The 26,864-nt window shown below is 67.9% G+C and carries 24 protein-coding genes and 1 pseudogene; 14 read left to right on the forward strand and 11 right to left on the reverse strand.

Annotated features, from left to right (window positions below; all coding sequences use genetic code 11):
- Window positions 1–80: 80 nt before the first annotated feature.
- From IDM45_RS05720 to IDM45_RS05730, 3 genes and pseudogenes are all read right to left on the reverse strand, one after another.
- Complete coding sequence (locus IDM45_RS05720; RefSeq protein WP_232654283.1) at window positions 81–1,433, reverse strand: HD-GYP domain-containing protein; 1,353 nt, start codon at window positions 1,431–1,433, stop codon at window positions 81–83.
- A gap of 116 nt (window positions 1,434–1,549) precedes the next feature.
- Window positions 1,550–2,187, reverse strand: a pseudogene (locus IDM45_RS05725) (3-oxoacid CoA-transferase subunit B).
- 11 nt (window positions 2,188–2,198) lie between these two features.
- Window positions 2,199–2,900 carry a CoA transferase subunit A gene (locus IDM45_RS05730; protein ID WP_209421998.1) on the reverse strand — a complete coding sequence of 234 codons (702 nt, stop codon included), beginning with the start codon at window positions 2,898–2,900 and terminating at the stop codon, window positions 2,199–2,201.
- An 85-nt stretch (window positions 2,901–2,985) separates the two neighbouring features.
- On the opposite strand from IDM45_RS05730, the gene IDM45_RS05735 reads away from it, so the two are divergent.
- The 3 genes from IDM45_RS05735 (at window position 2,986) to IDM45_RS05745 (ending at window position 5,824) form a co-directional block, all read left to right on the forward strand.
- Window positions 2,986–3,531 (forward strand): PAS and helix-turn-helix domain-containing protein, encoded by a 546-nt coding sequence (locus IDM45_RS05735; protein ID WP_209421999.1) that lies wholly within the window; start codon window positions 2,986–2,988, stop codon window positions 3,529–3,531.
- 141 nt (window positions 3,532–3,672) lie between these two features.
- On the forward strand, window positions 3,673–5,124 hold the full coding sequence (locus IDM45_RS05740) for a catalase (protein WP_209422000.1): 1,452 nt from the start codon (window positions 3,673–3,675) through the stop codon (window positions 5,122–5,124).
- Between the two features lie 100 nt (window positions 5,125–5,224).
- A complete protein-coding gene (locus tag IDM45_RS05745) occupies window positions 5,225–5,824 on the forward strand; it encodes a peroxidase-related enzyme (protein WP_209422001.1) in 600 nt (199 codons plus the stop codon).
- Between the two features lie 79 nt (window positions 5,825–5,903).
- Here the strand turns inward: IDM45_RS05745 and IDM45_RS05750 are convergent, their stop codons facing one another.
- The 3 genes from IDM45_RS05750 to murB all read right to left on the reverse strand — a co-directional run bounded on the left by IDM45_RS05750 (window position 5,904) and on the right by murB (window position 9,045).
- On the reverse strand, window positions 5,904–6,767 hold the full coding sequence (locus tag IDM45_RS05750; RefSeq protein ID WP_209424013.1) for a YbgC/FadM family acyl-CoA thioesterase: 864 nt from the start codon (window positions 6,765–6,767) through the stop codon (window positions 5,904–5,906).
- A 15-nt stretch (window positions 6,768–6,782) separates the two neighbouring features.
- Window positions 6,783–7,703 carry an alpha/beta hydrolase gene (locus tag IDM45_RS05755; protein ID WP_209424014.1) on the reverse strand — a complete coding sequence of 307 codons (921 nt, stop codon included), beginning with the start codon at window positions 7,701–7,703 and terminating at the stop codon, window positions 6,783–6,785.
- Between the two features lie 274 nt (window positions 7,704–7,977).
- On the reverse strand, window positions 7,978–9,045 hold the full coding sequence (gene murB, locus IDM45_RS05760) for a UDP-N-acetylmuramate dehydrogenase (protein ID WP_209422002.1): 1,068 nt from the start codon (window positions 9,043–9,045) through the stop codon (window positions 7,978–7,980).
- 75 nt (window positions 9,046–9,120) lie between these two features.
- On the opposite strand from murB, the gene IDM45_RS05765 reads away from it, so the two are divergent.
- Both IDM45_RS05765 and IDM45_RS05770 read left to right on the forward strand, forming a co-directional pair.
- Window positions 9,121–9,606 (forward strand): YajQ family cyclic di-GMP-binding protein, encoded by a 486-nt coding sequence (locus tag IDM45_RS05765; RefSeq protein ID WP_209422003.1) that lies wholly within the window; start codon window positions 9,121–9,123, stop codon window positions 9,604–9,606.
- Window positions 9,607–9,626: 20 nt separating this feature from the next.
- Complete coding sequence (locus IDM45_RS05770; RefSeq protein ID WP_411828415.1) at window positions 9,627–10,655, forward strand: HD-GYP domain-containing protein; 1,029 nt, start codon at window positions 9,627–9,629, stop codon at window positions 10,653–10,655.
- Between the two features lie 212 nt (window positions 10,656–10,867).
- Here IDM45_RS05770 and plsY read toward each other — a convergent pair whose 3' ends face one another.
- The 4 genes from plsY to IDM45_RS05790 all read right to left on the reverse strand — a co-directional run bounded on the left by plsY (window position 10,868) and on the right by IDM45_RS05790 (window position 14,578).
- A complete protein-coding gene (plsY, locus tag IDM45_RS05775; RefSeq protein WP_209422004.1) occupies window positions 10,868–11,506 on the reverse strand; it encodes a glycerol-3-phosphate 1-O-acyltransferase PlsY in 639 nt (212 codons plus the stop codon).
- 131 nt (window positions 11,507–11,637) lie between these two features.
- Window positions 11,638–12,828: a GGDEF domain-containing protein gene (locus IDM45_RS05780; protein WP_325168949.1), complete on the reverse strand. Its 1,191-nt coding sequence runs from the start codon at window positions 12,826–12,828 to the stop codon at window positions 11,638–11,640.
- Window positions 12,829–12,876: 48 nt separating this feature from the next.
- Entirely contained in the window at window positions 12,877–13,395 is a 519-nt protein-coding gene (locus IDM45_RS05785) for an aminoacyl-tRNA deacylase (RefSeq protein WP_209422005.1), read from the reverse strand.
- A gap of 100 nt (window positions 13,396–13,495) precedes the next feature.
- A complete protein-coding gene (locus IDM45_RS05790) occupies window positions 13,496–14,578 on the reverse strand; it encodes an aldo/keto reductase (protein ID WP_209422006.1) in 1,083 nt (360 codons plus the stop codon).
- 128 nt (window positions 14,579–14,706) lie between these two features.
- Between IDM45_RS05790 and IDM45_RS05795 the strand changes: the two genes are divergently transcribed.
- Window positions 14,707–15,624: an alpha/beta fold hydrolase gene (locus IDM45_RS05795; protein ID WP_209424017.1), complete on the forward strand. Its 918-nt coding sequence runs from the start codon at window positions 14,707–14,709 to the stop codon at window positions 15,622–15,624.
- A 310-nt stretch (window positions 15,625–15,934) separates the two neighbouring features.
- Here IDM45_RS05795 and IDM45_RS05800 read toward each other — a convergent pair whose 3' ends face one another.
- Window positions 15,935–17,482: an ATP-binding protein gene (locus IDM45_RS05800; RefSeq protein ID WP_209422007.1), complete on the reverse strand. Its 1,548-nt coding sequence runs from the start codon at window positions 17,480–17,482 to the stop codon at window positions 15,935–15,937.
- A gap of 103 nt (window positions 17,483–17,585) precedes the next feature.
- On the opposite strand from IDM45_RS05800, the gene IDM45_RS05805 reads away from it, so the two are divergent.
- From IDM45_RS05805 to IDM45_RS05840, 8 genes are all read left to right on the forward strand, one after another.
- The gene (locus IDM45_RS05805) at window positions 17,586–19,382 is read left to right on the forward strand and encodes a hypothetical protein (RefSeq protein ID WP_209422008.1); all 1,797 of its coding nucleotides are present in this window, start codon (window positions 17,586–17,588) and stop codon (window positions 19,380–19,382) included.
- A 76-nt stretch (window positions 19,383–19,458) separates the two neighbouring features.
- Window positions 19,459–20,142: a collagen-like domain-containing protein gene (locus IDM45_RS05810; RefSeq protein ID WP_209422009.1), complete on the forward strand. Its 684-nt coding sequence runs from the start codon at window positions 19,459–19,461 to the stop codon at window positions 20,140–20,142.
- Between the two features lie 5 nt (window positions 20,143–20,147).
- Window positions 20,148–20,417, forward strand: coding sequence for a hypothetical protein (locus tag IDM45_RS05815; protein WP_209422010.1), 270 nt, complete (start codon window positions 20,148–20,150; stop codon window positions 20,415–20,417).
- 41 nt (window positions 20,418–20,458) lie between these two features.
- Window positions 20,459–21,064 (forward strand): phage tail protein, encoded by a 606-nt coding sequence (locus IDM45_RS05820; protein ID WP_209422011.1) that lies wholly within the window; start codon window positions 20,459–20,461, stop codon window positions 21,062–21,064.
- A gap of 87 nt (window positions 21,065–21,151) precedes the next feature.
- Window positions 21,152–21,745 (forward strand): phage tail protein, encoded by a 594-nt coding sequence (locus tag IDM45_RS05825; RefSeq protein ID WP_209422012.1) that lies wholly within the window; start codon window positions 21,152–21,154, stop codon window positions 21,743–21,745.
- A 171-nt stretch (window positions 21,746–21,916) separates the two neighbouring features.
- Window positions 21,917–23,021, forward strand: a protein-coding gene (gene prfB / locus IDM45_RS05830; protein WP_209422013.1) for a peptide chain release factor 2 whose coding sequence is annotated in 2 segments (ribosomal slippage) — window positions 21,917–21,997 and window positions 21,999–23,021 — 1,104 coding nt in all. Because the reading frame shifts where the segments join, the coding sequence is not laid out codon by codon here.
- Window positions 23,022–23,075: 54 nt separating this feature from the next.
- The gene (gene pepN, locus IDM45_RS05835; RefSeq protein ID WP_209422014.1) at window positions 23,076–25,835 is read left to right on the forward strand and encodes an aminopeptidase N; all 2,760 of its coding nucleotides are present in this window, start codon (window positions 23,076–23,078) and stop codon (window positions 25,833–25,835) included.
- Window positions 25,832–26,848, forward strand: coding sequence for a class 1 fructose-bisphosphatase (locus IDM45_RS05840; protein ID WP_209422015.1), 1,017 nt, complete (start codon window positions 25,832–25,834; stop codon window positions 26,846–26,848). The genes pepN and IDM45_RS05840 overlap by 4 nt, the downstream gene beginning before the upstream one ends.
- Window positions 26,849–26,864: the final 16 nt, after the last annotated feature.

Below are 26,864 nucleotides of genomic sequence, written 5' to 3' on the forward strand. Positions count from 1 at the left end.
AAATCAGGCTCAAACCCTTACCAGACAAGCGCTGACAGCTATATTAAACATAGCAAACCAAGTGCTGCACACCCCCCCCATCACTGCAGGGCGGCCCCAGCCTGCGGGGCCTGCGCTGCCAGGGTTTCGCCCCAGGCCAGCACCGCTTGGTCGCTGGCATCCGCACTGTCATGCAGCCGGGGCCAGCGACCGTGGACGACATCGACGATGCTGCGCAGCTGCCACAGCGCCTCGCGCCCCAGCCAGGCCAGCTCGGCCAGGCTTTGCGGGTCGCCCTGCAGATAGTCCAGCGCTTCGGCCTGCTGCTGGGGGTGCGAGCCGGACTCGAACAGCGATTTCTGCAGGCCCACCAGGCGCTGCGTGACAAACGTGCTGGGGCGCCCGCTGTCGGGCGCAAAGGCCTCGGGCGGCAGCGTCAGGCACAGCCTGTCCCAGTCGGCAAAAGCCTGGGACAACTGGCTGATCAGGATGCGCACCTGCTCGGCGCCAACGGGCGGGCCAGCCTGCGCCGTGGCCTGCGCCAGCGCCGGCAACACCCTGGCCACCAGCGCTGGCGGGAACTTGCGGTGATTCATGCGCAGCATCAGCGACAGGCGCGGCGCCGCGCCCTGGCCGGCGTATTTCTCGAAAAAGCCCGTCGCCACCTCGGCCAGCAGCAGGATCTGCCCCAGCGGCGAGATCTCCGCCCCGCGCAGGCCACGCGGGTAGCCGCTGCCGTCCAGGTATTCGTGGTGCTCCAGCACTGCCTGGGCCACGGCAGGCGGATAGCCCTTGTGCTCCTGGATCAGCATGGCGGCGGTGATGGGGTGTACCAGCAGCTCCTTGCGCCTGGCCCCGCTGATGTGAGTCTGCGGGTCATGCCAGTCGGGCGTCATGTGCAGCACGCCGATGTCGTGCAGCAGCGCCGCTGTCGCCAGGCTCTGGCATTGGCGCTCGTCCAGGCCGCTGTCCAGGCCCAGCGCCAGGCCCACCAGCATCATGCGGATGCTGTGCTCATACAGGGGGCGGCGCTGCTCGCGCATCACCGTCAGCTTGAAGGCCAGCGGGTGCGGCAGCTCCAGCGCCCGCACCGGGGCCAACAGCCGATCCAGCTCCAGGCCCGGCAGGGCGCTGGCCAGCAGCTGCATCAGCGCGTCCTGTGCATATTGCCCGGCAGCGTCCTGCAGCACCGACTCCACGCTGACCATGCCCTCGACCGCCAGCTGCTCGTCGATGGAGCCGCGCAGCTTGTGGCGCACCAGGCGCTCGTACAGCTGCGCCTCCACCGGCACCCCCTTGTCCAGCAGCTTGACGCCCTGCTCGCTGTACAGCGCGTACTGGGTGACCACGCTGCTGTGCTCGGCCATGTCGGTGACGGCCTGCAGATAGTGCTCGTTGTTGCCCTCTTCGCCCTGCAGGGCGGCGAGGTCGGCGGAAGACGTGGATTCGGACATGCGGCAACCCGGCAAAGCAAATGGCAATGGCGGGGAACTATACGTTTGTCCGCCGCCGCAAGAAAAAAGCCGGGCTGGCAGGCCCGGCTGGCACGGATCAGCGCCGGCGGCGCGCCTCAGCGCAGCAGCGGCACGCCGGTCTTGGCCTGGATCTCGTCGAACTCCACGCCCGGCGCCAGCTCGACCAGCTTCAGCCCCTCGGGGGTCACGTCCATCACCCCCAGGTCGGTGATGATGCGGTTCACCACGCCCACGCCCGTGAGCGGCAGCGTGCATTCGGGCAGGATCTTCAGGTCGGTGGTGCCGTCCTTCTTGCGCGCCACGTGCTCCATCAGCACGATCACGCGCGGCACGCCGGCCACCAGATCCATGGCGCCGCCCATGCCCTTGACCATCTTGCCGGGGATCATCCAGTTGGCGAGATCCCTTTTTGGCTGACCTGCATGGCGCCCAAGATGGACAGGTTGATCTTGCCGCCGCGGATCATGGCAAACGACTGATCCGAGCCGAAGATGGCCGAGCCGGCGATCGTCGTCACGGTCTGCTTGCCGGCGTTGATCAGGTCGGCATCCACCTCATCCTCGGTCGGGAAGGGGCCGATGCCCAACATGCCGTTTTCCGACTGCAGCCACACTTCCTTGTCGCCCGTGTGGTTGGCCACCAGCGTCGGGATGCCGATGCCGAGGTTGACATAGAAGCCGTCCTGCAGCTCCTGCGCCGCGCGCGCGGCCATCTGATCTTGCGTCCAGGGCATGTCTGCTCTCCTTATTTCTTCTCGCTGAGGGTGCGCTTTTCGATGCGCTTTTCGGGATTCGGGTTGTGTACGATGCGATGTACGTAGATGCCCGGCAGATGCACATCGTCGGGCGCGATCTGGCCGGTCTCGACGATCTCCTCGACCTCGACGATGCAGACCTTGCCGGCAGTGGCCGCAGCCGGGTTGAAGTTGCGTGCCGTCAGGCGAAACTGCAGGTTGCCGCTTTTGTCGGCGCGGTGCGCCTTGACCAGCGACACATCGGGCACCAGCGAGCGCTCCATGACGTAGGTGTGGCCGTCGAACTCGCGCGTTTCCTTGCCCTCGGCGACCAGGGTGCCCACGCCCGTCCTGGTGAAGAAGGCCGGGATGCCGGCGCCGCCGGCGCGCAGCTTCTCGGCCAGCGTGCCCTGCGGGGTGAACTCCAGCTCCAGCTCGCCGGCCAGGAATTGGCGCTCGAACTCCTTGTTCTCGCCGACGTAGGAGCTAATCATCTTCTTGATCTGGCGCGTCTCCAGCAGCCGGCCCAGGCCGAAGCCATCGACGCCAGCGTTGTTGGAAATCACCGTGAGGTCACGCACGCCGCTGTCCTTGAGCGCCTCGATCAGCGCCTCGGGAATGCCGCACAGGCCGAAGCCGCCCACGGCCAGCATCTGGCCATCGCGCACGACGCCTGCCAGCGCTTCGGCCGCAGAAGGGTAGAGCTTGTTCACTGACTGTCTCCTGATGAAAGGAATGGGGGATTGAGTCGGCTACGATACTACGTAAGTTTTTAAGTAGTATTCCCTAAGTATCTCCATGGACATTGCCGACTACCGCCTGGCGTTCGAGATGGCTCCCGTGGGCCTGGTCATCTCGCGCAACCGCACCATGATCGACTGCAACCAGCAGGTATGCGAGATGTTCGGCGCCTCGCGCGAGTTGCTGATCGGCCAGTCGTTTCGCCTCCTGTATCCGTCCGCCGACGAGTACGAGCGCCTGGGCCGGCGCATGGAGCCCATCCTGAACGCACGCGGCCACTACGCCGACAGCCGCCTGATGAAGCGCGCCAGCGGCGAGATCTTCTGGTGCCACGTCTCGGGCCGGGCGCTCAACCGCGAGCAGCCGCACGCCTCGGGCATCTGGGCCTTTGAAGATCTCAGCGCCGAGCGCCCGGTGCGCGCCGAGCTCACGGCGCGTGAGCGCGAGGTCGCCGCGCGCCTGCTCGATGGCATGACCAGCAAGGAAATCGGGCGCGCGCTGGAGATCAGCCACCGCACGGTGGAGATCTACCGCGCCCGCCTGATGCGCAAATACGGCGCCTCCACGGCAGCCGAGTTGGTGCAAAAGCTGCTGGTGGGCTGAAGCCGGCACAGGCCCGGCTATGGCGGCCTTGGATAAATCCAATGGCCGGGGCGTTGCCCTTTTCATGGGTGATGACAACAATTACAAGAAATAAACAGTGGCACGCCGCCCAACGCTTCATCACCGCAAAGGAGTTCACCCATGGCCCACCGCCTCACCACTGCCGCTGGCGCTCCCGTCGCCAACAACCAGGACTCGCTGACCGCCGGCCCGCGCGGCCCCATGCTGCTGCAGGATCTGTGGCACCTGGAAAAACTCGCGCACTTCCACCGCGAGGTCATCCCCGAGCGGCGTATGCACGCCAAGGGCTCGGGCGCCTACGGCAGCTTCACCGTCACCGGCGACATCACGGCCTACACCCGCGCCCGGGTGTTTGCCGAGATTGGCAAGCAGACCCCCCTGTTTGCGCGTTTTTCCACTGTGGCCGGCGAGCGCGGCGCGGCGGATGCCGAGCGCGACATCCGTGGCTTTGCCGTGAAGATGTACACCGAGGAGGGCAACTGGGATCTGGTGGGCAACAACACGCCGGTGTTCTTCTTTCGCGACCCGCTCAAGTTCCCCGACCTGAACAAGGCCGTCAAGCGCGACCCCTACACCAACCTGCGCAGCCCCGAGAGCAACTGGGACTTCTGGACTGGCCTGCCCGAAGCGTTGCACCAGGTCACCATCGTGATGAGCGACCGAGGCATTCCGCGCGGCTACCGGCACATGCACGGCTTCGGCTCGCACACCTACAGCCTGATCAACCGGGAGGGCGTGCGCCACTGGGTCAAGTTCCACTGGGTCTGCCAGCAGGGTATCGAGAACCTCTCGGATGCCCAGGCGGCCGCCACCATTGCCGTGGATCGCGAAAGCAGCCAGCTCGACCTGCTGGGCGCCATCGAGCGCGGCGACTTCCCCAGGTGGAAGCTGTGCGTGCAGATCATGACCGAGGAGCAGGCGCAGACCTACCGCTTCCACCCCTTCGATCTGACCAAGGTCTGGAGCAAGAAGGACTTCCCGCTGATCGAGGTCGGCGTGATGGAGCTCAACCGCAACCCGGACAACTACTACGCCGAGGTCGAGCAGGCCTCGTTCGCGCCCTCCAACCTGGTGCCCGGCATCGGCCCCTCGCCCGACCGGATGCTGCAGTCGCGCCTGTTCTCGTATGCCGACGCGGCGCGCTACCGCCTGGGCGTGAACCACCACCAGATCCCGGTGAACGCGCCGCGCTGCCCGGTCAACCACTACCACCGCGACGGCGCCATGCGCGTGGACGGCAACTTTGGCCGCACCATCGCCTACGAGCCCAACACCCGTGGCCAATGGCAGGAGCAGCCCGAGTACGCCGAACCCGTCGAAAAGCTCTACGGCGACGCCGCGCGCTGGAACTACCGCGAAGACGATGCCGACTACTTCACCCAGCCCGGCGACCTGTTTCGCCTGATGACGCCCGACAAGCAGCAGCTGCTGTTCGAGAACACCGCGCGCGCCATCGCCGGTGTGTCCGACCCCATCGTGCAAAAGCACATTGAGCACTGCACCAAGGCCGACCCGGCCTATGGCGCAGGCGTGCGCGCCGCCATCGAGGCGCAACGCGCAGGCCGGCTGTAGGCAGGGGCACCCGTCCCGCAGGGGTCAGGGACGCCCGGGGCGCTCGGCTATGCTGGCCCGCCCCCATCCGGGGACGACAACACCACTTTCAGGAGAATCCATGGCCGAGCGCTACCCCCTGCCCGATCTGAACGAGCTGCCCGAAGACATCCGCACCCGTATCCTGGCCGTGCAGGAAAAGGCCGGCTTCGTGCCCAATGTCTTCGTCGCCTTTGCCCGCCGTCCAGCCGAGTGGCGGGCATTCTTCGCCTACCACGATGCGCTGATGGAGCCCGAGAGCTGCGGGCGCACCAGCAGCCTGACCAAGGGCGAGCGCGAGATGATCGTCACCGCCACCAGCGCTGCCAACCAGTGCCTGTACTGCGTGGTGGCGCACGGGGCCATCCTGCGCATCTACGAGAAAAAGCCCTTCGTCGCCGACCAGGTGGCGGTCAACTGGCGCCGCGCCGACATCAGCCCGCGCCAGCGCGCCATGCTGGAGTTCGCCATGAAGGTCTGCCAGCGCTCGCACGAGATCGAAGACGCCGATTTCACGGCCCTGCACGCGCACGGCTTCGACGACGAGGACATCTGGGACATCGCCGCCATCACGGCCTTCTTCGGCCTGTCCAACCGCATGGCGAGTTTTTCGGGGATGCAGCCCAACGCCGAGTTCTACCTCATGGGCCGCCTGCCGCGCGAGAAGAAGGCCAGCGCCTGATACCGGCCTGGAATATGGATCAAAACGCCTTCAAACCCTTGCCCAGCAAGCGCTGGCAGCTATCAATTTTGCAGATTATTCAGTCTGCCAGCGTGCGGCACATGGTGATGTGGGCGATGCCGGCCTCCTCGAAGGGCGCGCCCTCGGGCGCGAAGCCGGCGCGCAGATAAAAGGTCTCGGCGCTGCGCTGGGCGTGCAGCAGCACGGCGCGGTCGCCGCGCTGGCGTGCCGCCTGCACCAGCGCATCGAGCACCGCCCGGCCCCAGCGCTGCCCGCGCATGGTGCGCTCCACCGCCATGCGACCGATGCGCGCCACGCCGCCGTGCGCCGGCAACAGCCGCCCGGTGGCAATCGGCAGGCCCAGGCGGTTGTAGGCCACGGCGTGCAAGGCCGCCGCATCCTGCTCGTCGATCTCGATGGCCGCATCGATCCCCTGCTCCTGCACGAAGACCGCCATGCGCAGCGCCGTGGCATCGCGCTCCAGCGTGGCCCAGTCGCCGCAGCGCAGCTCGGCCATCTCGCCGCCGGCCTCGAAGTGCTCCACGATGGCGCGCAGCGCCGGCGGCACGCTGCGCTTGGTCTGCGTGGCCGGGTCGGCAAAGACGTAGATCAGATCCACCGTCACCAGCAGCCGGTCGCCGCAGAAGATGGCGCAGACGAAGGTCATGGAGCTGTTGCCGATGGCCGTGCAGCGCATCCCGATGTCCAGCCAGTCATCCATCCGCGCCGAGGCGTGGTACTCGACGCTGGCCTTCTTCAGATAGACCTCGCCGCCCAGGGCGCCCATGCTGGCCTCGTAGGGCAGCGCCAGGGCGCGCCAGTACTCGGTCATGGCGCAGTCGGCATAGCTCAGATAGTGGCCGTTGAAGACGATTTTTTGCGGGTCTACTTCCGACCAGCGCACGCGCAGGCGCAGCGTGCAGCGGAAATCCTGTCGTTGCATATTCATATTCATGTGTCAGTCGGTGCCGAAGGCGTGGCGCAGGGCCTGCGCGGCGTCGTGGTGGAACTGGCGCGCTTCGGGGATGGCGCGGCCCATCTTGATGAATTCGTGCGTCACGCCGCGATAAATCTCCAGCCCGACGGCGACGCCAGCGGCGCGCAGCCGGTCGGCGTAGGCGATGCCCTCGTCCACCAGCGGATCGAGCTCGGCCAGGCCGAACCAGGCCGGCGCCACGCCGTCCACGTCGGGCGCCAGCAGCGGGGCAAAGCGCCAGTCCTCGCGCGCGCTGCCGGCGCCGATGTACTGCTCGAAGAACCAGTCGATGCCGCTGGCCTCCAGCACCAGGCCGTGGGCGAACTCCCGGTGCGAGGCCGTGTCCTGGTGCGCCGTGGTGCCGGGGTAGATCAGCAGCTGCAGCGCCAGCGCCTGGCCGGCATCGCGCGCCAGCAGGGCGCACACGGCGGCCAGCGTGCCGCCGGCGCTGTCGCCGCCCACGGCCAGCCGGGCCGGGTCGGCGCCCCACTGCGCGGCGTGCCCGGCCAGCCACTGCAGCGCATCCCAGGCGTCATGCACGGCGGTGGGAAAGCGGTGCTCGGGCGCCAGCCGGTAGTCCAGCGACACCACTATGCAGCCGGCCAGGCGCGCCAGCTCGCGGCACAGCACGTCGTGCGTCTCGACGCTGCCGATGGTGAAGCCGCCGCCGTGCAGGTACAAAAGCAGCGGCAGGCCGGGGTCGTGCGTGGGCGCGTACACCCGCGCCAGCAGCTGCGCGCCGTCGCGCGCCGGGATGTGCAGCTCTTCCACCCGCGCCAGCTCGGCGCGCGGCACCTCCAGCACGTCGGCCCCGGCGGCATAGGCGGCGCGCGCCTGCTGCGGGGTCAGGCTGTGCATGGGCGGCAGGTTGCGCCGCGCCATGCGTTCGAGCACGCCTAGCATCTGCGGCGTCAGGCGCCGGGCGAAGGCGTGGCCGGAGGGTTGATCGGTGGCCGGCGCGCTGGCCGGCGAGTGCTTGCTGTGGCTCAAATGGATCTCTCCTGGGCTGTCGAGACAGGGCGGGTGTCAATGGCGCGGCATCGTAATGGCCCGCCTGCCCGGGTGGCGTCGCCCAGGTGCCCAGCAGCCGTGGGCAGCCCTGCCAGAAATCAGGTCAAATCAGCCGCAAACCCTTGCCAGGCAAGCGCTGGCAGCTATCAAATCTGAAAAACTTGCCTCACACCACCACCGGCTCGGGCTCCAGCCGGATGCCGAAACGCTCATAAACGCTGGTCTGGATGGCGCGCGCCAGCGTCATGACCTCGCCGCCGGTCACGCTGTCGTCCGGCGTGCCACGGTTGACCAGCACCAGCGCCTGGCGGTCATAGACCCCGGCCTTGCCCACGCGCTTGCCCTTCCAGCCGCAGGCATCGATCAGCCAGCCGGCGGCCAGCTTGATGCTGCCGTCGGGCAGCGGGTAATGCACCACCTTGGGGTCGCGCGCGATGATGTCCAGGCACTGCTCGGGCGACACCGTGGGGTTCTTGAAGAAGCTGCCGGCGTTGCCAACCACGGCGGGGTCGGGCAGCTTGGCGCGGCGCACTTCGCAGACCCATTCGAAGATCTGCTGCGCGCTGGGCTGTGCGATGCCGGCTTCCTGGCGTTTTTTCTCCAGGTCGAGGTAGCCCAGCTCGGGCCGCCAGTCCTTGGGGCACCACAGGCGCACGTGGGTGATGATGGCGCGCCCGGCCAGGCCCATGCCGCGCGGCGCGCCCTGCTGGCCTGCGGGCGCGCGGTGCTTGAAGACCGAATCGCGGTAGCCGAAGGCGCACTGCGCGGCATCCAGCATGAAGGGCTCGCCGCTGTGCAGGTCGATGGCGACCAGGGAATGGAAGCGATCCTGCAGCTCCACGCCATAGGCGCCGATGTTCTGCACCGGTGCGGCGCCCACGGTGCCGGGGATGAGCGCCAGGTTTTCCAGGCCCGGCCAGCCCTGGGCCAGCGTCCAGGCCACGGTGTCGTGCCAATTCTCGCCGGCGCCGACCTCGATGATCCAGCCGCGCGGGGTTTCCTCCAGCAGGCGCCGGCCCTGGATTTCCATCTTCAGCACCAGCGGCTGCACATCGCCCGTGAGCACGATGTTGCTGCCGCCGCCCAGCACGAACATCGGCTGGCGCGCCAGCAGCGGATCGGCCAGCACGTCCTGCACATCCTGTGCCGAGCGCACGCGCACCAGGGTATCGGCACTGGCCGCGATGCCGAAGGTGTTGCAGGCCTGAAGGGACACATTTTTCTCGACTAACATCGCCCGGATTGTCGCACCCGCCCTTTTGCAGCCTCTGCCCGGCGGGCGTCCGACCCGTTCATCCAAGGTGTAGCCATGCCCTCTTTCGATACCGTCTGTGAAGCCAATTTTGTTGAAGTGAAGAACGCCGTGGACAACGCCGCCAAGGAAATCGCCACGCGCTTCGATTTCAAGGGCACGTCCGCTGCCGTGGAGCTCAAGGACAAGGAAATCACCCTGTTCGGCGATGCCGAATTCCAGCTCCAGCAGGTCGAGGATCTGCTGCGCGGCAAGCTGACCCGGCGCAATGTCGATGTGCGCTTCCTGGACGTGCAAAAGCCGCAGAAGATCGGCGGCGACAAGCTCAAGCAGGTCATCAAAGTGAGGAACGGCATCGACAGCGAGCAGGCCAAGAAGATCCAGAAGCTCATCAAGGACAGCAAGATGAAGCTGCAGGCCGCCATCCAGGAGGACAAGGTGCGCGTCACCGGGGCCAAGCGCGACGATCTGCAGGCCGCCATGGCGCTGATCCGCAAGGAAGTGGCCGACCTGCCGCTGACGTTCGACAACTTCCGCGACTGAACACGCAGCGCGGCCCGACCGTGCTGCCTGCCCGCCACCATGACCGCCCTGCCCGCTCCAGCGCCCCGCGCGCCGCCGCCGAGCTGCCCGACAGCGAGTACGAAGACCTGCTGGGCCAGTGGGCTGACCTGGAGGCCTTTGCCGCCACCTTGATGGGCCGCCCGGCGCACGTGCAGGGCTTCGTGCCCAAGGTGTACCAGTGCGAATACTGGCTCGATGACCTGGTGGCACACGACAGCGACGCAGCGCTGTACCTGATGTTCCAGTTGGCCGCGACCTCCACGGCGGGCTACAGCGCCGCGCACGCCCTGGTCTGTGCCGCGCTGTGCCATGTGCTGGCGCACGAGCTGCTGCTGCCCGAGGCCGAGCGCATCAGCCTGGTGTGCGCGGCCTTCACCATGAACATCGGCATGACCCAGTTGCAGGATGAACTGGCCCTGCAGCACGAGCCGCTGAGCGCCATGCAGCAGCAGGCCGTGAACGAACACCCGCAGGTCAGCCGGGCCATGCTGCAGCACCTGGGCGTGGACGATGCGCTGTGGCTGGATGCCGTGGCCGCGCACCATGTGCCAGTGGGCCAGCCGCCGCCGCTGGCCAGCATGAGTCCGTCCGGGCGGCTGGCGCGCATCCTGGCCACGGTGGATCGCTACGCCGCCATGATCAGCCCGCGCAAGTCGCGCACCGGGCGCAGCATCACCGATTCGGCACGCGCCATCCTCGGCGCGCCGGCATCGGCCCAGGACGAGGTCGGCCTGACGCTGACGCGCGCCGTGGGCCTGTGCCCGCCGGGCACCTTCGTGCGGCTGGAAAACGGCGAGATCGGCGCCGTGCTGCGCCGTGGCCTGCAGGCGCAGTCGCCCCTGGTGGCCAGCGTCATCGACGCGCGCGGCAGCGCCCTGGCCGCGCCGCGCCTGTACCACGCCGGGCGCGGCGCACCGCGCATCCAATCGGCGCTGGCGCGCTCGGCCGTCAGCCTGGAGCTGAACCACCGCGTCATGGTGCGCCTGGGCCTGTTTGCCGCGCAGCGCAGCACCTCGCTGAAAGGCTGAAGGCGAGAGAAGGGCTGACTCGCCCCAACGCCCTGGAAGGGACGGCCCTCAGAGCGTGTTTACGATCTCCGCGCGCAGGGGCGCGGGTGCGGATCGGGATGGGTTGCCAGGCGCAAACCGCAGCGATAGCCCGTGCTATCGCGAGGATTTGCAACGCCGCAGACCGCCCGAGGCCACGCTCGCGCACCCGCGCGGGGATCGTAAGCACGCTCTCAGGCCTTCTTCTTCGCCCCCAGGCGCGACTCGGTGCCGGCCAGCAGGCGGCGGATGTTGTCCTTGTGCCGCCAGGCCAGCAGGCCCGCCATGACGGCGATCGCCAGCCCGATGCGCGCGTCCGAGTACCAGGCCATGCCGGCGCCCAGGATGTAGAAAAACGGCGCAAACACCGCCGCCACCAGCGAGGCCAGCGACGAGTAGCGAAAGAACGCCGCGATGATGACCCAGGTGGCCAGCGTGGCCAGGCCCAGCCAGCCGCTCACGCCCAGCAGCACGCCGGCGGCGGTGGCCACGCCCTTGCCGCCCTCGAAGCGAAAGAACACCGGCCACAGGTGCCCGACAAAGGCCGCCAGGCCGACGGCGGCCTGCGTGCCCTCCTCCAGCCCATGAGGCGCGCCGAACCAGCGCACCAGCACCACCGGCAGCCAGCCCTTGGCCGCATCCAGCGCCAGGGTGACGACGGCGGCGGCCTTGGAGCCCGAGCGCAGCACATTGGTCGCCCCCGGGTTCTTGCTGCCGTAGGTGCGCGGGTCGGACAGGCCCATCAGGCGGCTGACGATGACGGCAAAGGACAGCGAACCCAGCAGATAGGCGGCGATGGTCGCCAGGATGGGATAGACGGAGGCAAGGGTCACGAGCGGGCTTTCTCGAAAGCGGACGAAATGGGCGGCAGGGAGGCGCCAAGGGGGACAGAAGATGGGCGGCTGATGGCGCGGCGGGGCATTTTGCCATCCGCCCTGCGCCTGTCCGGCAGCGCGTCCGGCATTCAGGCCGGGTGCAGCGCGGTGGCCTCGGCCCCGCCGGGACAGGCCGGCTCGACCCGGTTGCGCCCGCCAGCCTTGCCCCGGTAGAGGGCAGCGTCGGCCTCCTGCATGGCGCTGCCCAGGCCGCGCGGCTCATGAAAGGGGCGCGCAACCCCGATGGTCACGCTGCAGTGCAGCAGCTCCTGGGCGCCTGCGGGCTGCAGCGCCTGGCTTTCGATGGCAGCGCGCAGGCGCTCGGCCAACTGCAGCGCCCCCGCCTCGTCGGTGTCCAGGCTGATGACGACGAATTCCTCGCCCCCCATGCGGGCCACCAGGTCGCCGTGGCGCACGGCCTCGCGCAGCACCTGCGCCACCTGGCACAGCACCAGATCGCCCACCTGGTGGCCGTGGGTGTCGTTGATGTGCTTGAAGTGGTCGATGTCGAGCAGCAGCAGGTGTGCCGGCCCGGCGCTGCGGGCGCCGAAGTGGCCCTCCAGCGCCGCCAGCAGGCCACGCCGGTTGAGCAGCTGCGTCAGCGGGTCGTGCGCCGCCGTGGCGCGCAGTGCATCGGTCAGGCGGCGCAGCACCAGCCAGATCATGGCCGGCGCCAGCACTGCCGTCAGAAAAGTCATGTAGGCATAGAACACCCTCTGGAAAGGCTGCCCCATGTCCAGCACCGCCAGGCCGCCCTGCAGCAGGCGCACGAACTTGGCAGCATTCAAGGCCCCCAGCCCGGCGAGGAGCACGGCGAAGAACAGCATCTCCACGCGCAGGTCACGCGCACTGGTGCGCGCGGCGTGCAGCAGCGCCACGACCATGGCGGCAAAGATCAGCGCCGAGGCCAGCGCCAGCATGGCGTAGCGCGCCGCAGACCCCAGCAGCCACTGCACCAGCGCCTGCGCCAGCGCATAGGCCAGCGCCAGCATGAGCAGCGGCCCGAGCAGGCGCGCGGGCCGCCCGAAGAAGCGCAGCCCGCCGATCCAATAGACGACGGGCGTACACAGTGTCAGGGTGTGGTTGAGCACGCTCGCAGCATTCCAGCCCGGCGGCCCGCCCGAGAGCTGCAGCACATAGGCCAGGCCCAGCATGGCATTGCCCAGGGCGAACACGTCCATGCCCAGCCGGCTCTCTTGCAGCCGCGTGCTGATGAGCCAGAACATGGCGCCAAAGCACAGCAGGTGTACGCACAACATGGCGACGAGGAGGCTTGCCACGGTGCTGGCCCTGTTGCCTGTGTGTCCGAACGCCTGTGCGCCCGTGCGCTATGCGCGGGCGGCGCCCTCGTCGCCCAGCGCGCACTGCACGGGCCGGGCGGCCAGCAACTGCACGCAGACCTGCGGGGCCAGCTGCACCAGGTAGCCACGCCGCCCGCCGTTGATGGCGATGCGCGGCAGCGCCAGGATGCTGCCTTCGATGAACACCGGCATGGCGCGGCGCGTGCCGAAGGGCGAGGTGCCGCCGACCAGGTAGCCGCTGTGGCGCTGCGCCACCTCCGGGCTACACGGCTGCACACTCTTGGCGCCGATCTGGCGTGCTAGGTTCTTGGTGGAGACCGTGCAGTCGCCGTGCATCAGCACGATCAGCGGGCGCGCGTCCTGATCCTGCATGACCAGGGTCTTGACCACCATGTGCTCATCGAGGCCGAGCTGGCGCGCCGACTCCGCCGAGCCGCCGTGCTCCACATAGTCATACGGATGCTCGGTAAAGGGCACGCCATGGGCGCGCAGCAACTGCGTTGCCGGGGTTTCGCTGACGTGTGCCGCCTTGTCCTTTTTGGCCATGATGGGATGGATTGGTAAAAATGATAGCTGTTAGCGCTTGTCTGGCAAGGGTTTGCGGTCGATTTGACTGAATTTTCAGGTGGTATCAAGGCCACTTCACTCACTGCGCCGGATCGCGCAGCTGCCAGCGGATGGCGTCGAGTTCGCGCAGCAGCTCGGGTGCCAGCGGCACGCTCCAGGCGTCCAGGTTCTCATCGAGCTGGGCCAGCGTGGTCACGCCGATGATGGTGCTGGCCACGCGCCAACTGCGGTAGCAAAACGCCAGCGCCAATTGCACCGGCGTCAGGCCATGCTCGCGCGCCAGCTGGTTGTAGCGGCGCGCGCCGGCCAGCGCCTCGGGCCGGCCCCAGCGCTGCTTGCGCACCGACTCGTAGCGGGCGATGCGCGCATCCTGCGGCGCCTGCGGGTCGGCGGGCGCGTGCTGGTCGTACTTGCCCGTGAGCAGGCCAAAGCCCAGGGGCGAGTAGGCCAGCAGCGACACGCCCAGGCGGTGGCAGCTCTCGTCCATGGCGTTGTCCCAGCTGCGGTTGAGCAGGCAATACGGGTTTTGCACCGACAGCACGCGCGGCAGGCCATGCGCCTCGGCCAGGCGCACGAACTCGTGCACGCCCCAGGGCGTCTCGTTGGACAGGCCGATGTGGCGCACCTTGCCGGCGCGCACCAGCTGCGCCAGCGCGTCGAGCTGCTCATGGATGGAGGTCTGGCTGGTCTCCTGGGCCGGCTCGTAGTAGAGCTGGCCGAAGGCCGGCACGTGGCGCTCAGGCCAGTGGATCTGGTAGAGGTCGATGACGTCGGTCTGCAGCCGGCGCAGGCTGCCTTCGCAGGAAGCCGCGATGTCCGCCGGCGTCAGGCCCAGGCCATCGCGTATCCACGGCATCCCGCGCGAGGGGCCGGCCACCTTGGTGGCGATGACCAGCCGCTCGCGCAGGCCGGGGCGTGCGGCCAGCCAGCGGCCGATGATGGTCTCGGTGGCGCCGCAGGTCTCGCGCCGCGCCGGCACGGCGTACATCTCTGCCGTGTCAAGAAAGTTGACGCCGCGCTCGACGGCGCGATCGAGGATGGCGTGGGCGTCGGCCTCGCCGACCTGCTCGCCAAAAGTCATGGTGCCCAGGCAGATGGGGGTGACGCGCAGCTCGCTGCGGCCAAGCGGGACGAGGGGGAACGGGGCGGTGCTTTTGCTCATGGCGGGCAAGTGTAGGGGCTGGCCGAGGCGTCGCGCGGTACGGCGCGGCTGGCGCCGTTTTGTCCCGCGCTTGACTGAAGGCAAGACGGGGGCAGACCAATAATCGGTTCATGTCCTCTTCCACCTCCATGTACCGGCCCCTGCGCACCGCGCGCACCGAAAGCGTGCGCATCCGAACACTCGACTACCACGTCCGCCTGTGGGGCGAGGCCGCCAGCGGGTTGCCGCCGCTGGTGCTGCTGCATGGCTGGATGGACGTCGGCGCGTCCTGGCAGTTCGTGGTCGATGCCTTCGGCGCCGCGTTCGCGCAGGGCCGGCGCATCATCGCGCCCGACTGGCGCGGCTTTGGCCACACGCGCGCGCCGGCGCCGGTCGATCACTATGTCTTTGCCGACTACTTTGCCGACCTCGATCAGCTGCTGGATCACTACGCCGGCAGCCAGCCCATCGACCTGATCGGGCACAGCATGGGCGGCAACATCGCCATGCTCTACGCCGGCATCCGGCCTGCGCGCATCCGCCGGCTGGTCAATCTGGAGGGCTTTGGCCTGCCGGCCACCCGGCCCGAGCAGGCCGGCAAGCGCTACGTGCAGTGGATGGACGAGCTGCGCCAGCACCAGCGCGGCGAGCTGGATCTGAAGACCTACGCCGACGCCGAGGGCGTGGCCCAGCGCCTGATGAAGACCAACCCGCGCATCAGCGCCGACAAGGCCGCCTGGCTGGCGCACCAGTGGGCCGAGGCTGGCAGCGATGGCCGCTGGGCCATCCTGGGCGACGCCGCGCACAAGGTGGTCAATCCGCAGCTGTACCGGGTGGACGAGGCCAATGCGCTGTACGCGGCCATCGAGGCGCCGGTGCTGTCGGTGGAGGCCAGCAGCGACAGCCTCTCCCAATGGTGGAAGGACAGATACACCTTGGCCGAATACCACCAGCGCCTGCAGCACGTGCGCGACGTACGCACCGCCCGGGTCGAGGACGCCGGCCACATGCTGCACCACGACCAGCCGCAGGTCGTGGCAGGGTTGATTGAGGGATTCATAGCCTAGATTTTTGGTCAAATCGGCTGCAAACCCTTGCCGGGCAAGCACTGACAGCTATCAAAACAGGAGTTCTGCGGGGCTGATGCAGGCGGTGTGCTGCCATGCGCTGCGCCCGATGCAGGCGTGCGCTGTCCTGGCTCCTTCCCCCGCTGGGGAAGGCCGGGATGGGGGCCGGCTGGTTCTGGCGCGCCATGCCGTGCGGCCAGCGTCGCTGGCCCCCACCCCAGCCCTCCCCCAGGGGGGAGGGGGGAAGAGGTGCTCCTCAAAGGATGAGGGGGTGAAGACGCACCCTCAAGAGGCAGAGGAAGCAAGCGCCTCAGCTACCCACGGTCAGCGTATCGAATGCCACGATGTTGCGGCTCTCGCGGCTGAACTCCACGCCCACCAGGTGCACCGGCCCGCCGGCGCGGTATTTGTCGGCATAGTTTTTCTGCTGCAGCTGCTCGATGGCCCGCCCTTCAGGCACCAGCTCCACGACCTTGAACTCGAACAGCCAGGTCTGCCCCAGCCAGCGCAGCGCCATGTCGATGCGGCCTTGGTTGGTGGCGTCCTCCAGCACCATGTCCAGCCCCAGCGCAGCAAAGTAGCTGTAGAAGACGCTGGCCCAGTAGCCTTCGTATTGGGCAATGGGGTTGCCCCGGTACCAGTCGTGCGGGATGCTGGCAAAGAAGCTGTGCAGCAGTTGCTGCAGCCCCGCGAGGTCGCCCGCTTCGAGCAGGTCATAGACCGGGTTGATGTAGCGCTCGGGCACTTCGGTGGCGCCGCACAGTGCGCCCAGCAGGCTGTTGTTCAGGCTGGTCTTGACTTCCAGGTTGGGATAGGACAGCTGCAGCGCCAGCCGCCCGGGGCGGTAGCGCTCGCCGGTGATGGTGAGGTAGCCGGCCTGGAACAGCAGCGCTTCGGTGGCGATGTTGTCCACCTCGAACGACGACAGCAGCGTGGCCGATTCAAAGACGTTTTCCAGCGCCGGCGTGAACTGGCGCCGCCGCGTGAGCAGCTTGACCAAAAAGGTGGGCGTGCCGGTCTCGAACCAGTAAGGCTGGAACTGGCGCTTTTGGAACAGCAGCAGCACGTCGAAGGGGTTGTAGACCGACTCGCCGCGCCAGTTGTAGCCGTTGTACCAGCGGCGGATCTCATCGCGATCCAGCCCGGGCAGCTCGGGCGCGAACACGGTGTCGATGTCGTGCTCGGTGTAGCCGCAAATGGCTGAATACGGCGCATCCAGCGTGATGTCGTTGAGGTTGTTCAGGCCGGAAAAGATGCTCACCTTGCTGAACTTGGATACACCGGTCAGCAAGGCAAAGCGGATGTGCGCGTCGCTGTCCTTGATGACGCAATAAAAGTCCTTGAGCACCTCGCGCAGCTGCAGCGCCACGTCCTGGTCTTCGATGCGATCGAGGATGGGCTTGTCGTATTCGTCGATCAGCACCACCACGCGCTGGCCGGTCTGCTCGGCCAGGCGCAGGATGAGTTCGGAAAACCGGCTGCGCGCATCAGGATACTTGGCTGACAGACCCCAATGCTCCTCATGGCGCGTCAGTTGGGTGTGCAGGCTGGCGCGCAAGTCCTCCACGCTGCCCAGCAAGCCGCCGCCAAAGCTGAAGCGCAGCACCGGATACCGCACCGACCAGTCCCAGTGCTGCTCGGCGTGCAGCCCCTCGAACAGCACCCGGTTGCCCTCGAACAGCTCCTTGAGCGTGTCCAGGAACAGGCTCTTGCCGAAGCGCCGGGGCCGCGAGAGGAAGAAGTATTTGCCCTGCGCTATCAACTGCAGCGCAATCGGCGTCTTGTCCACGTAGTAGTGGTCATCCTCGCGGATCTCGCGCAGGGTCTGGATGCCGATGGGGAGCTTCTTGCGGGTCATCGGACGATTGTAGGAAGGCAGGCAGCTAGTCCATTTGTGTGATCGCGCCCGGCATCGAATGCTGCCTACACTGCAGCCCTCGCAATTTGCCGGACATCACGCCATGCCGTCCAGACACCTCACCCTCGTGCCCTTGCTGGCGTTGACCAGCAGCCTGGCCCAGGCAGGCTGGGCAGTTCCTGCCGGCGCCAGCGTACAGCTGGCCAGCGGCACGGCCAGCCTGGGTTGCGCCGATTGGCAGATCGACGGCCAGGTCAGCATGGACGGCGGCGCGTCCGTCATCGCTGCGCGCAATGTCAACGTGGGCAGCACCGCCTTGCTGGACATCGGCACCGGCCAGGTGCAACTGGCCCAGCAGTGGAGCAACCAGGGACAGGTTACGGCCAGTGGCAGCGGCGGCGTCACGCGTGTGGCCAGCGCTGGCTGTGCGCTGGACGGCACTCCCGGCCCCGTCCCCTTGACACCGCCACCCCCACCCCCACCGCCCCCACCGCCCCCACCTCCACCTCCACCTCCACCTCCACCGCCTCCACCGCCCCCGTCTCCCCAGCCGGAAGACCCTGGCCCGGTGGTGCCGCAGCCGCCCGTGTTGCCCAGCAGTGGCAGTCAACACACCATCCAGGCAGGCACTCTGGTGCGCATCAGTGACACCGGCCAGGCCGGCACGCAAGTGCTGATCGACGGCAGCGGCAGCACCCGCTTCGAGCTGAGTGGGCACATCCTGACCGTCCACACCAGCCAGCCCGGCGTGCAGCTCATCGTGGTACGGGCAGCCGACGGCACGCTGCTGCTGGCAGCCCGGGAGGGCAGTGTGGACTTCAGCGGCACGCGCCAGCCGCTGCTGCTGGCCACCGATCTGCTGCTCGTGGGCGAGCAGGCCAGCAACCGCCTGCAGGCCAGCTATGTCGCCGGCCACCTGGTCAGCGTCAGCCAGATCCAGGGCAGCGTGCAACTGCTGGATCAGACAGCGTCCCTCCCGCCGTCCACACCGCTGGCTCGGCTGTACGCCGGCGAGAGCGCCCTCTTCGACCCCGCCAGCGGTCAGTTGCTGGAGCGCCACCTGGGCAGCGCGCAGGGCCAGGGCGGGCAATTGGGTGACAGCCTCGCTCCTGCCACCGGCCCCTGGCAGGTCAGTGCCGGGGTGCCGCGCCTGTCCGGTCTGCCCGAGCGCCAGCGTCTGGCCGGGCACAGCCTGCCGCTGGATCAGCAACTGGCGGCGTTGCTGACCGGCTACGGCCTGCCGGCCAGCGCGCAGGGCGAGCAAGGCGTCGTGCAACTGAGCATTGCGCAAGAGCACATCCCCCTGGCCGCCTGGCCACTGGGCCGGGTGCAGATCGCCGAAGGGCAGCCCGATGCCGCCACCTTCGAACCCAACGGCACGCTGCGCGTCGTGGTCAACGGCCTGGCCCTGTACCTGGCGCCTGCCGTGCCTAACCCGGCGGCCCTGGCGCACAGCCTGGCCCGGCTCCAGCCCCAAGGCCACATATACATCAGCGCCGACGGCACCTGGCGCTGGCAGGTGCCTGGCGCCGGGGTGGTCTTTCGTCCCCACTGGGCCTTGCTGCCTGCCGGGACGACTGGCTTTGCCGAGGTCACGGGGCAGCCCGGCAGCGTGCTGCACTCGGCGGACGGTCAATGGGCCAGTCTGCTGCAGCCTGCGCTGGCCGACTACACGGCGCTGCTGCGCACGGCCCGGCAGTTCGACGCGCAGGCGGCACTCGATGCACCCGTGGGTCAGCCTGCGGTGCTGGGCCTGTCCGGCCAGCGCTTCGAGCTGCTGCCGCAAAGCGCCCTGACGCCGCTGCCACCCGGTCAGGACAGCACACCCGTCTGGCTCGATGGCAGCCAACTGTTTCTGCCCGTGGGCGCCGGCCTGGTGCAGGGGATGCAGGTGCGTTGACGAGTCATCGCCGCACCCTGCCCCCACTGCCCTTGCCGCACCTGATCCGCAACCCCAGCACCTTCGACCCAAGGCCATGAAGACTTTCCGCATCCGATCGCGCACCGCCCTGGCAGCCGCCGCCACCTGCGCCCTGAGCACCGCTGCCGGCGCAGCCGACATGACGCTCACCCCTGCGCCGGGCAGCGCCGTCATCATCCAGACCCCCAGCGCCAGCCCGGCGCTGCGGGTGCCGCCCTCGGGCATCGTCGAGCTGCCCGCCGTGGGCGCAGCGCCGGCCAGCCTGTCCGAGCCGCTGTGCCTGGAGCCGACCACCGGGGCGCTGGGGCGCTGCGATCCGGCGCAGCTGACGAGCGGCCCGACCGGCCCGACCGGCGCCACAGGCCCACAGGGGCCGGCAGGAGCCGATGGCACAGCCGGAGCCAAGGGAGACGCAGGCCCGACAGGTGCAACGGGCGCAGCAGGCCCGACGGGAGCAACCGGGGCAACCGGGGCAACCGGAGCGACAGGCCCCATCGGCCCGACTGGGACAACTGGCGCCACTGGGGCGACAGGAGCAGCCGGCCCGGAAGGCCCGGCGGGAGCCATGGGCCCCGCAGGAGTCAATGGGGCAAACGGAGCCACTGGCGCCACCGGAGCGACAGGAGCCACTGGTGCGACAGGTGCCACTGGGGCGACAGGCGTAGGGCTTCCCGGCCCCACTGGGCCGCAGGGCCACAGGGGCCACAAGGCCCGGCAGGCACAGGAGCGGCAGGCCTGAGCGAAGTGCGCCACGGCTGCTTCGACAGCGGCGGCGTTGTGCAAAGCGGCAGCGGCTACAGCGTCAGCGCCAGCTCCGGCGCCTACACCCTGAGCTTCAACCCGGCCCCGGGCGCGGGCAACTACACCGTGCTGCTCGATGGCCGTACCAGCACCGGACGCGCCCTGGCCCTGAGCACCAGCGGCACGGTCAGCACCGGCCTGACGCTCACGCGCGGCTGGCTCGATGCCGGCGGCGAGACCATCACCCGCATCTGCTTCATGCTGGTGCGCTGAATTTCTGTTTGCCTTTTTGTCATTCCGTGAAAGCCTTTGCCATGCCCTCCACTGCGCTCTTGCCCGCCCTGCGCCCCCTGTTGCTGGCCGCTGCCGTGGCCGGCGCCCTGCCCGCGCAGGCCAGCAGCGAACCCTTCCTCGGCGAGTTGATGCTGTTCAGCGGTGATTTCTGTCCGCGCTACTGGCTGCCTGCCGATGGCCGGTTGCTGTCCGTCAGCGCCTACGAGACGCTTTTCGCCCTGATCGGCAGCACCTACGGCGGCGATGGCACGATCAACTTTGCCCTGCCCGACCTGCGTGGCCGCGCACCCATCGGTGCGGGACAGGGCCCAGGGCTGAACAGCATGGCAGTCGGCCAGCGCGGCGGCAGCGAGACCGCCACGCTGAACGCACAGAACCTGCCCATGCACAGCCATGCCCTGGCCGCCAGCACCCAGCCGGCCACCCATGCCACGCCGGCACCCGGACAGGTGCTGGGCAAGGCACAGAACGCCGGCGTCTATGCCAGCAACTCCGGCGCCACCGTGGCGCTGGCGCCCACAGGCGTGGCCGGCTCGCCGGCGCCCGCGCCGTTTTCCATCCGCGATCCGTACCTGACCATGCAGTGGTGCATCGCGGTCGACGGGGCATTCCCCTCGCGCAATTGAATCAATTGAATCAATTGAATCACCATGAAAACCAGCGCAAACGCTTATCCAGAAAGCGCAATCAGCTCTCATTTCAATAGCATGGCAATGTCGGCACGCTCCCGCGCCCCGGCCCCGCGCGCCTGGATGCGCGCCGCTGCATGGGCCCTGGCTGTGGCTGGCGCTGCAGCGCTGCCGGCACACGCCGACGAGCCGTTCATTGGCGAAGTACGGCTGTTTGCCTTCAACTGGTGCCCCAAAGACTGGGACCAGGCGCGCGGGCAACTCCTGCCCGTTGCACAAAACACGGCACTGTTTTCCATCCTGTCTGCCCGCTACGGCGGCAATGGCGCCCAGACCTTTGCCTTGCCCGATCTGGCCAGGCGCACGCCCATCGGGGCTGGCGCGGGCCTGTCGCCAGGGGCTTTCGGTGGCAGCGAATTCACCACCCTCAACAGCAGCCATCTGCCAGCGCACAGCCACAGTCTGTCTGCCACCACTGCCCCGGCCACGCACGCCACTGCCGCATCGAGCCAGACGCTGGCGCAGGCGCGCGAAGCCGCGCTGTACCATGCCGGCCCGCCCGACACCGCAGGCCCCGGCACCCAGCAGACCGGTGGCAGCCCGGTGTATCTGCGCAGCCCCTACCTGGCCATGACCTGGTGCGTGGCCCTGCAGGGCCCATTCCCACAGCGGCAATGATCTGGGGCATCGCAGCACTGCCGGGCTCACGTCCGGCACATGCCTGATGCTTGACTGATGCCCGTCCCATGCCCCAGCCGGGCGCCACAAAGGCTGCAGTCAACCCGGCCTTGCCCCCCGTGCCAAAATCGCCTGTCATTTTTCCCGCCACAAATACAGGACAGATTCACCATGGAAGCAGAACGCATCAACCAGATCGAAACCACGCTTGAAGACCTGACCGAGCGCACGCAAGAGTTACGGAGGTATCTTTGACTACGATGCCAAGTACGAACGCCTGAGAACCGTCAACGCCGCCCTGGAAGACCCGGCGGTCTGGAACGACCCCAAGAAGGCCCAGGAACTGGGCCGCGAAAAGAAGTCGCTCGACGCCGTGGTGCTGACGCTGCAAAAGCTGACCAGCGAACTGGCCGACAACAGCGAATTGTTCGAGATGAGCCGCGAGGAAGGCGACGAGGCGGGTCTGGCCACCATCGAGGCCGAGACTGCCAAGCTGCAGCCGCTGATCGAAGACCTGGAGTTCCGCCGCATGTTTGGCCGCGAGGCCGACCCGCTGAACTGCTACATCGACATCCAGGCCGGCGCCGGCGGCACCGAGGCCTGCGACTGGGCCGGGATGCTGCTGCGCCAATACCTCAAGTACGCCGAGAGGAAGGGCTTCAAGGCCACCGTCGATGACGAAACCCCCGGCGACGTGGCCGGCATCAAGGGCGCGACCATCCACATCGAGGGCGAATACGCCTATGGCCTGCTGCGCACCGAAACCGGCGTGCATCGCCTGGTGCGCAAGTCGCCATTCGACAGCTCGGGCGGGCGCCACACCTCGTTTGCCTCGCTGTTCGTCTACCCGGAGATCGACGACTCCATCGAGATCGACATCAACCCGGCGGACGTGCGCACCGACACCTTCCGCGCCAGCGGTGCCGGCGGCCAGCACATCAACAAGACCGACTCGGCCGTGCGCCTGACGCACATCCCCACCGGCATCGTCGTGCAGTGCCAGGACGGGCGCAGCCAGCACAGCAACCGCGACGTGGCCTGGCAGCGCCTGCGCTCCAAGCTCTACGAGCTGGAGATGCACAAGCGCATGGAAGAGCAGCAAAAGCTGGAGGACACCAAGACCGACGTCGGCTGGGGCCACCAGATCCGCAGCTATGTGCTGGACAACAGCCGCATCAAGGACTTGCGCACCAACGTCGAAGTCAGCGCCACGCAGAAGGTGCTGGACGGCGACCTGGATCAGTTCATCGAAGCCTCGCTCAAGCAGGGCCTGTAAACCCCCATCCGTGCGGTGCGCCGCACGGCCTGGATGAAAGCAATTGCCATGATGATGAGAGAAGGCCAAGCGGCCACTGCCGTGCATCGCCTGGACTACACGCCACCGGCCTACTGGATCGACACGGTGGAGCTGTGCTTCGACCTCGATCCAGCCAAGACGCGGGTGCTCAACAAGATGCGCCTGCGCCGCAACCCCGGCGTGCCGGCACAGCCGCTGCGCCTGGACGGCGAGGAGCTGAACCTGGCACGCGTGCAGGTCAACGGCGCCGGCACGTCCTTCAAGATGGACGGCGGCCAGCTGGTGCTGGAGAACCTGCCGGACGGCCACGAGCCCTTCGAGTTGGAGATCTTCACCACCTGCCAGCCGGCCAAGAACACCCAGCTGTCGGGCCTGTACGTAAGCGAGGGGACTTTCTTCACGCAGTGCGAGGCGCAGGGCTTTCGGCGCATCACCTACTTTCTGGATCGCCCGGACGTCATGGCCAGCTACAGCGTGCTGCTGCGCGCGGACAAGGCCCAATACCCGGTGCTGCTGTCCAACGGCAACCTGGTGGAATCTGGCGAGCTGGACGATGGCCGCCACTTCGCCCGCTGGCACGATCCGCACCGAAAGCCCAGCTACCTGTTCGCCCTGGTGGCCGGCAAGCTGGTTGCGCGCGAGCAAAAAATCAGGAGCCGCGCCGGCACCGAGCACTTGCTGCAGGTCTGGGTGCGCGCCGGCGACCTGGGCAAGACCGAGCACGCCATGCATTCGCTCATGGCCAGCATCGCCTGGGACGAGGCGCGCTTCAATCTGCCGCTGGATCTGGAGCGCTTCATGATCGTCGCCACCAGCGACTTCAACATGGGCGCGATGGAAAACAAGGGCCTGAACGTCTTCAACACCAAGTACGTGCTGGCCAGCCAGGCGACAGCCACGGACGTGGACTTTGCCAACGTCGAATCAGTGGTCGGCCACGAGTACTTCCACAACTGGACGGGCAACCGCGTCACCTGCCGCGACTGGTTCCAGCTCAGCTTGAAGGAAGGGCTGACGGTGTTTCGCGACCAGGAGTTCTCGATGGACATGGCCGGCAGCCCGTCGGCGCGGGCGGTCAAGCGCATCGAGGACGTGCGCGTGCTGCGCACCGTACAGTTCCCCGAGGACGCCGGCCCCATGGCGCACCCGGTGCGGCCCGACAGCTACATCGAGATCAACAACTTCTACACCGTCACCATCTACGAAAAAGGTGCCGAGGTGGTGCGGATGCAGCACAACCTGGTCGGGCGCGAAGGCTTCGCACGTGGCATGAAGCTGTACTTCGAGCGCCACGACGGCCAGGCCGTGACCTGCGACGACTTCGCGGCCGCTATGGCCGATGCCAACCCCGGCAGCGAACTGGCCCAGCGCCTGGAGCAGTTCAAGCGCTGGTACAGCCAGGCCGGCACTCCGCGCGTCAAGGCCGAAGGGCATTACGACGCGGGCGCCCAGACCTACACCCTCACCTTGTCGCAAAGCTGCGCGCCCACGCCCGGCCAGCCGGACAAGCAGCCCTTCGTCATCCCGGTGGCGCTGGGCCTGCTGGGGCCAGACGGCAGCGCCCTGCCCCTGCAGCTGGCCGGCGAGGACGCAGCCAGCGGCAACGAGCGCACCATCGTGCTGCACGAGGCCAGCCAGACGCTGACCTTCACCGGCGTGGCCCAGCCGCCCGTGCCCTCGCTACTGCGCGGCTTCAGCGCCCCGGTCATCCTGGAGTGCGACTACAGCGACGAAGACCTGCTGCTGCTGCTGGCGCACGACAGCGACCCCTTCAACCGCTGGGAAGCCGGCCAGCGCCTGCTGCTGCGCATCGCTATCGAAAGCATAGCTATCAGCGCTGACCAGCTAAGGGCTGAGGCCGGTTTTGACACCAAAAACACAGCCAACATGCTGCCCCCGGCGCTGGTACAGGCGCTGCGCGGCGTGCTGCGCCACCCGCAGCTCGATGCCGCCTTCAAGGATCTGGTGCTGACGCTGCCCTCCGAAACCTACATCGCCGAGCAGCTGGGCGAGGTCGATCCGCAGCGCATCCACACCGTGCGCGAGGCGCTGCGCCTGGAGCTGGCCACCACCTTGCAGGCCGACTGGCAGTGGGCCTTCGAGGCGCACCAAGACAGCGGCGCCTACCGGCCCGACGCCGCCAGCGCAGGCCGGCGCGCCCTGGCTGGCACGGCCCTGTCCATGCTGTGCCTGGCTGCGCAGGCGCAGGGCGATGCCGTCTGGCCGGGCAAGGCCTACCAGCGCTTCAAGGTGGCCGGCAACATGACCGACCGCGCCAACGCCCTGGCCGCCCTGATCACCAGCGGCAGCGAGCTGGCACAGCCGGCGCTGGAGCGCTTTCACGCCCTGTTCAAGGGGGATGCGCTGGTCATCGACAAATGGTTTGCCATGCAGGTCATGGCGCCGGATCGCCAGGGCCACATCCTGCCGATTGCGCGCCAGCTCATGCAGCACCCGGACTTCTCGCTCAAGAACCCCAACCGGGCGCGCAGCGTGATCTTCAGCTACTGCAGCGGCAACCCGGCTGCCCTGCACCGCGCGGACGGCGCTGGCTACGCCTTCTGGGCCGAGCAGGTGCTGGCGCTCGACGCCATCAACGCCCAGGTGGCGGCGCGTCTGGCGCGTGCGCTGGATCGCTGGCGCAGGCTCGCCGAGCCGTACCGCAGCGCAGCGCGCATGGCGCTCAAGCGCGTGGCGGCCAAGGACAAGCTGTCCAGCGACGTGCGCGAGGTCGTTACCCGCGCGCTGGCCGAAGACCCATCCAACCACAACACCGAGGGAGCATCGCAATGACCGAACGCGTCAGTTTCACCCGCTACCTGGTCGAGCAGCAGCGCGACCATGGCCGCATCCCGCCGCAGCTGCGCCTGCTGCTGGAAGTGGTGGCGCGCGCCTGCAAGCGCATCGCCCTGGCCGTCAACAAGGGCGACCTGGGCGACGTCATGGGCACGGCCAGCACCGAGAACGTGCAGGGCGAGGTGCAAAAGAAATTGGACATCATCGCCAACGAGACGTTGATCGAAGCCAACGAATGGGGCGGGCACCTGGCGGCCATGGCCAGCGAGGAGATGGAGGGCATCTACCTAGTGCCCAACCGCTATCCGCAGGGTGAATATTTGCTGCTGTTCGATCCGCTGGACGGCTCGTCCAACATCGATGTGAACGTCAGCATCGGCACCATCTTCAGCGTGCTGAAAAAACCCGAAGACCACCCGGGCGTACACGAGAGCGACTTCCTGCAACCGGGCCGCCAGCAGGTGGCCGCCGGCTATTGCATCTACGGCCCGCAGACCACGCTGGTGCTCACGGTGGGCAATGGCGTCGCCATGTTCACGCTGGATCGCGAGCAGGGCTCCTTCGTGCTGACGCGCGAGAACATCCGCATCCCGGAGGACACGAAGGAATTCGCCATCAACATGAGCAACATGCGCCACTGGGACGCGCCGGTGCGCCGCTACATCGACGAGTGCCTGGCCGGCGAGACCGGCCCTAGGGCCAAGAACTTCAACATGCGCTGGATTGCCAGCATGGTGGCCGACGTACACCGCATCCTGATGCGCGGCGGCATCTTCATGTATCCCTGGGACAAGCGCGAGCCGAACAAGCCAGGCAAGCTGCGCCTGATGTACGAGGCCAACCCCATGGGCTGGCTGGTCGAGCAGGCCGGCGGCAGCGCCACCAATGGCCGCGAACGCATCCTGGACGTGCAGCCCACGCAGTTGCACCAGCGCGTGAGCGTCATCCTGGGCTCGAAGAACGAGGTCGAGCGCGTGACCAGCTACCACAGCGAGAGCGGCGCAGCCTGAGGACAGGACGCCAGAA

The organism is Melaminivora jejuensis (assembly GCF_017811175.1).
Lineage (GTDB): Bacteria > Pseudomonadota > Gammaproteobacteria > Burkholderiales > Burkholderiaceae_C > Melaminivora > Melaminivora jejuensis.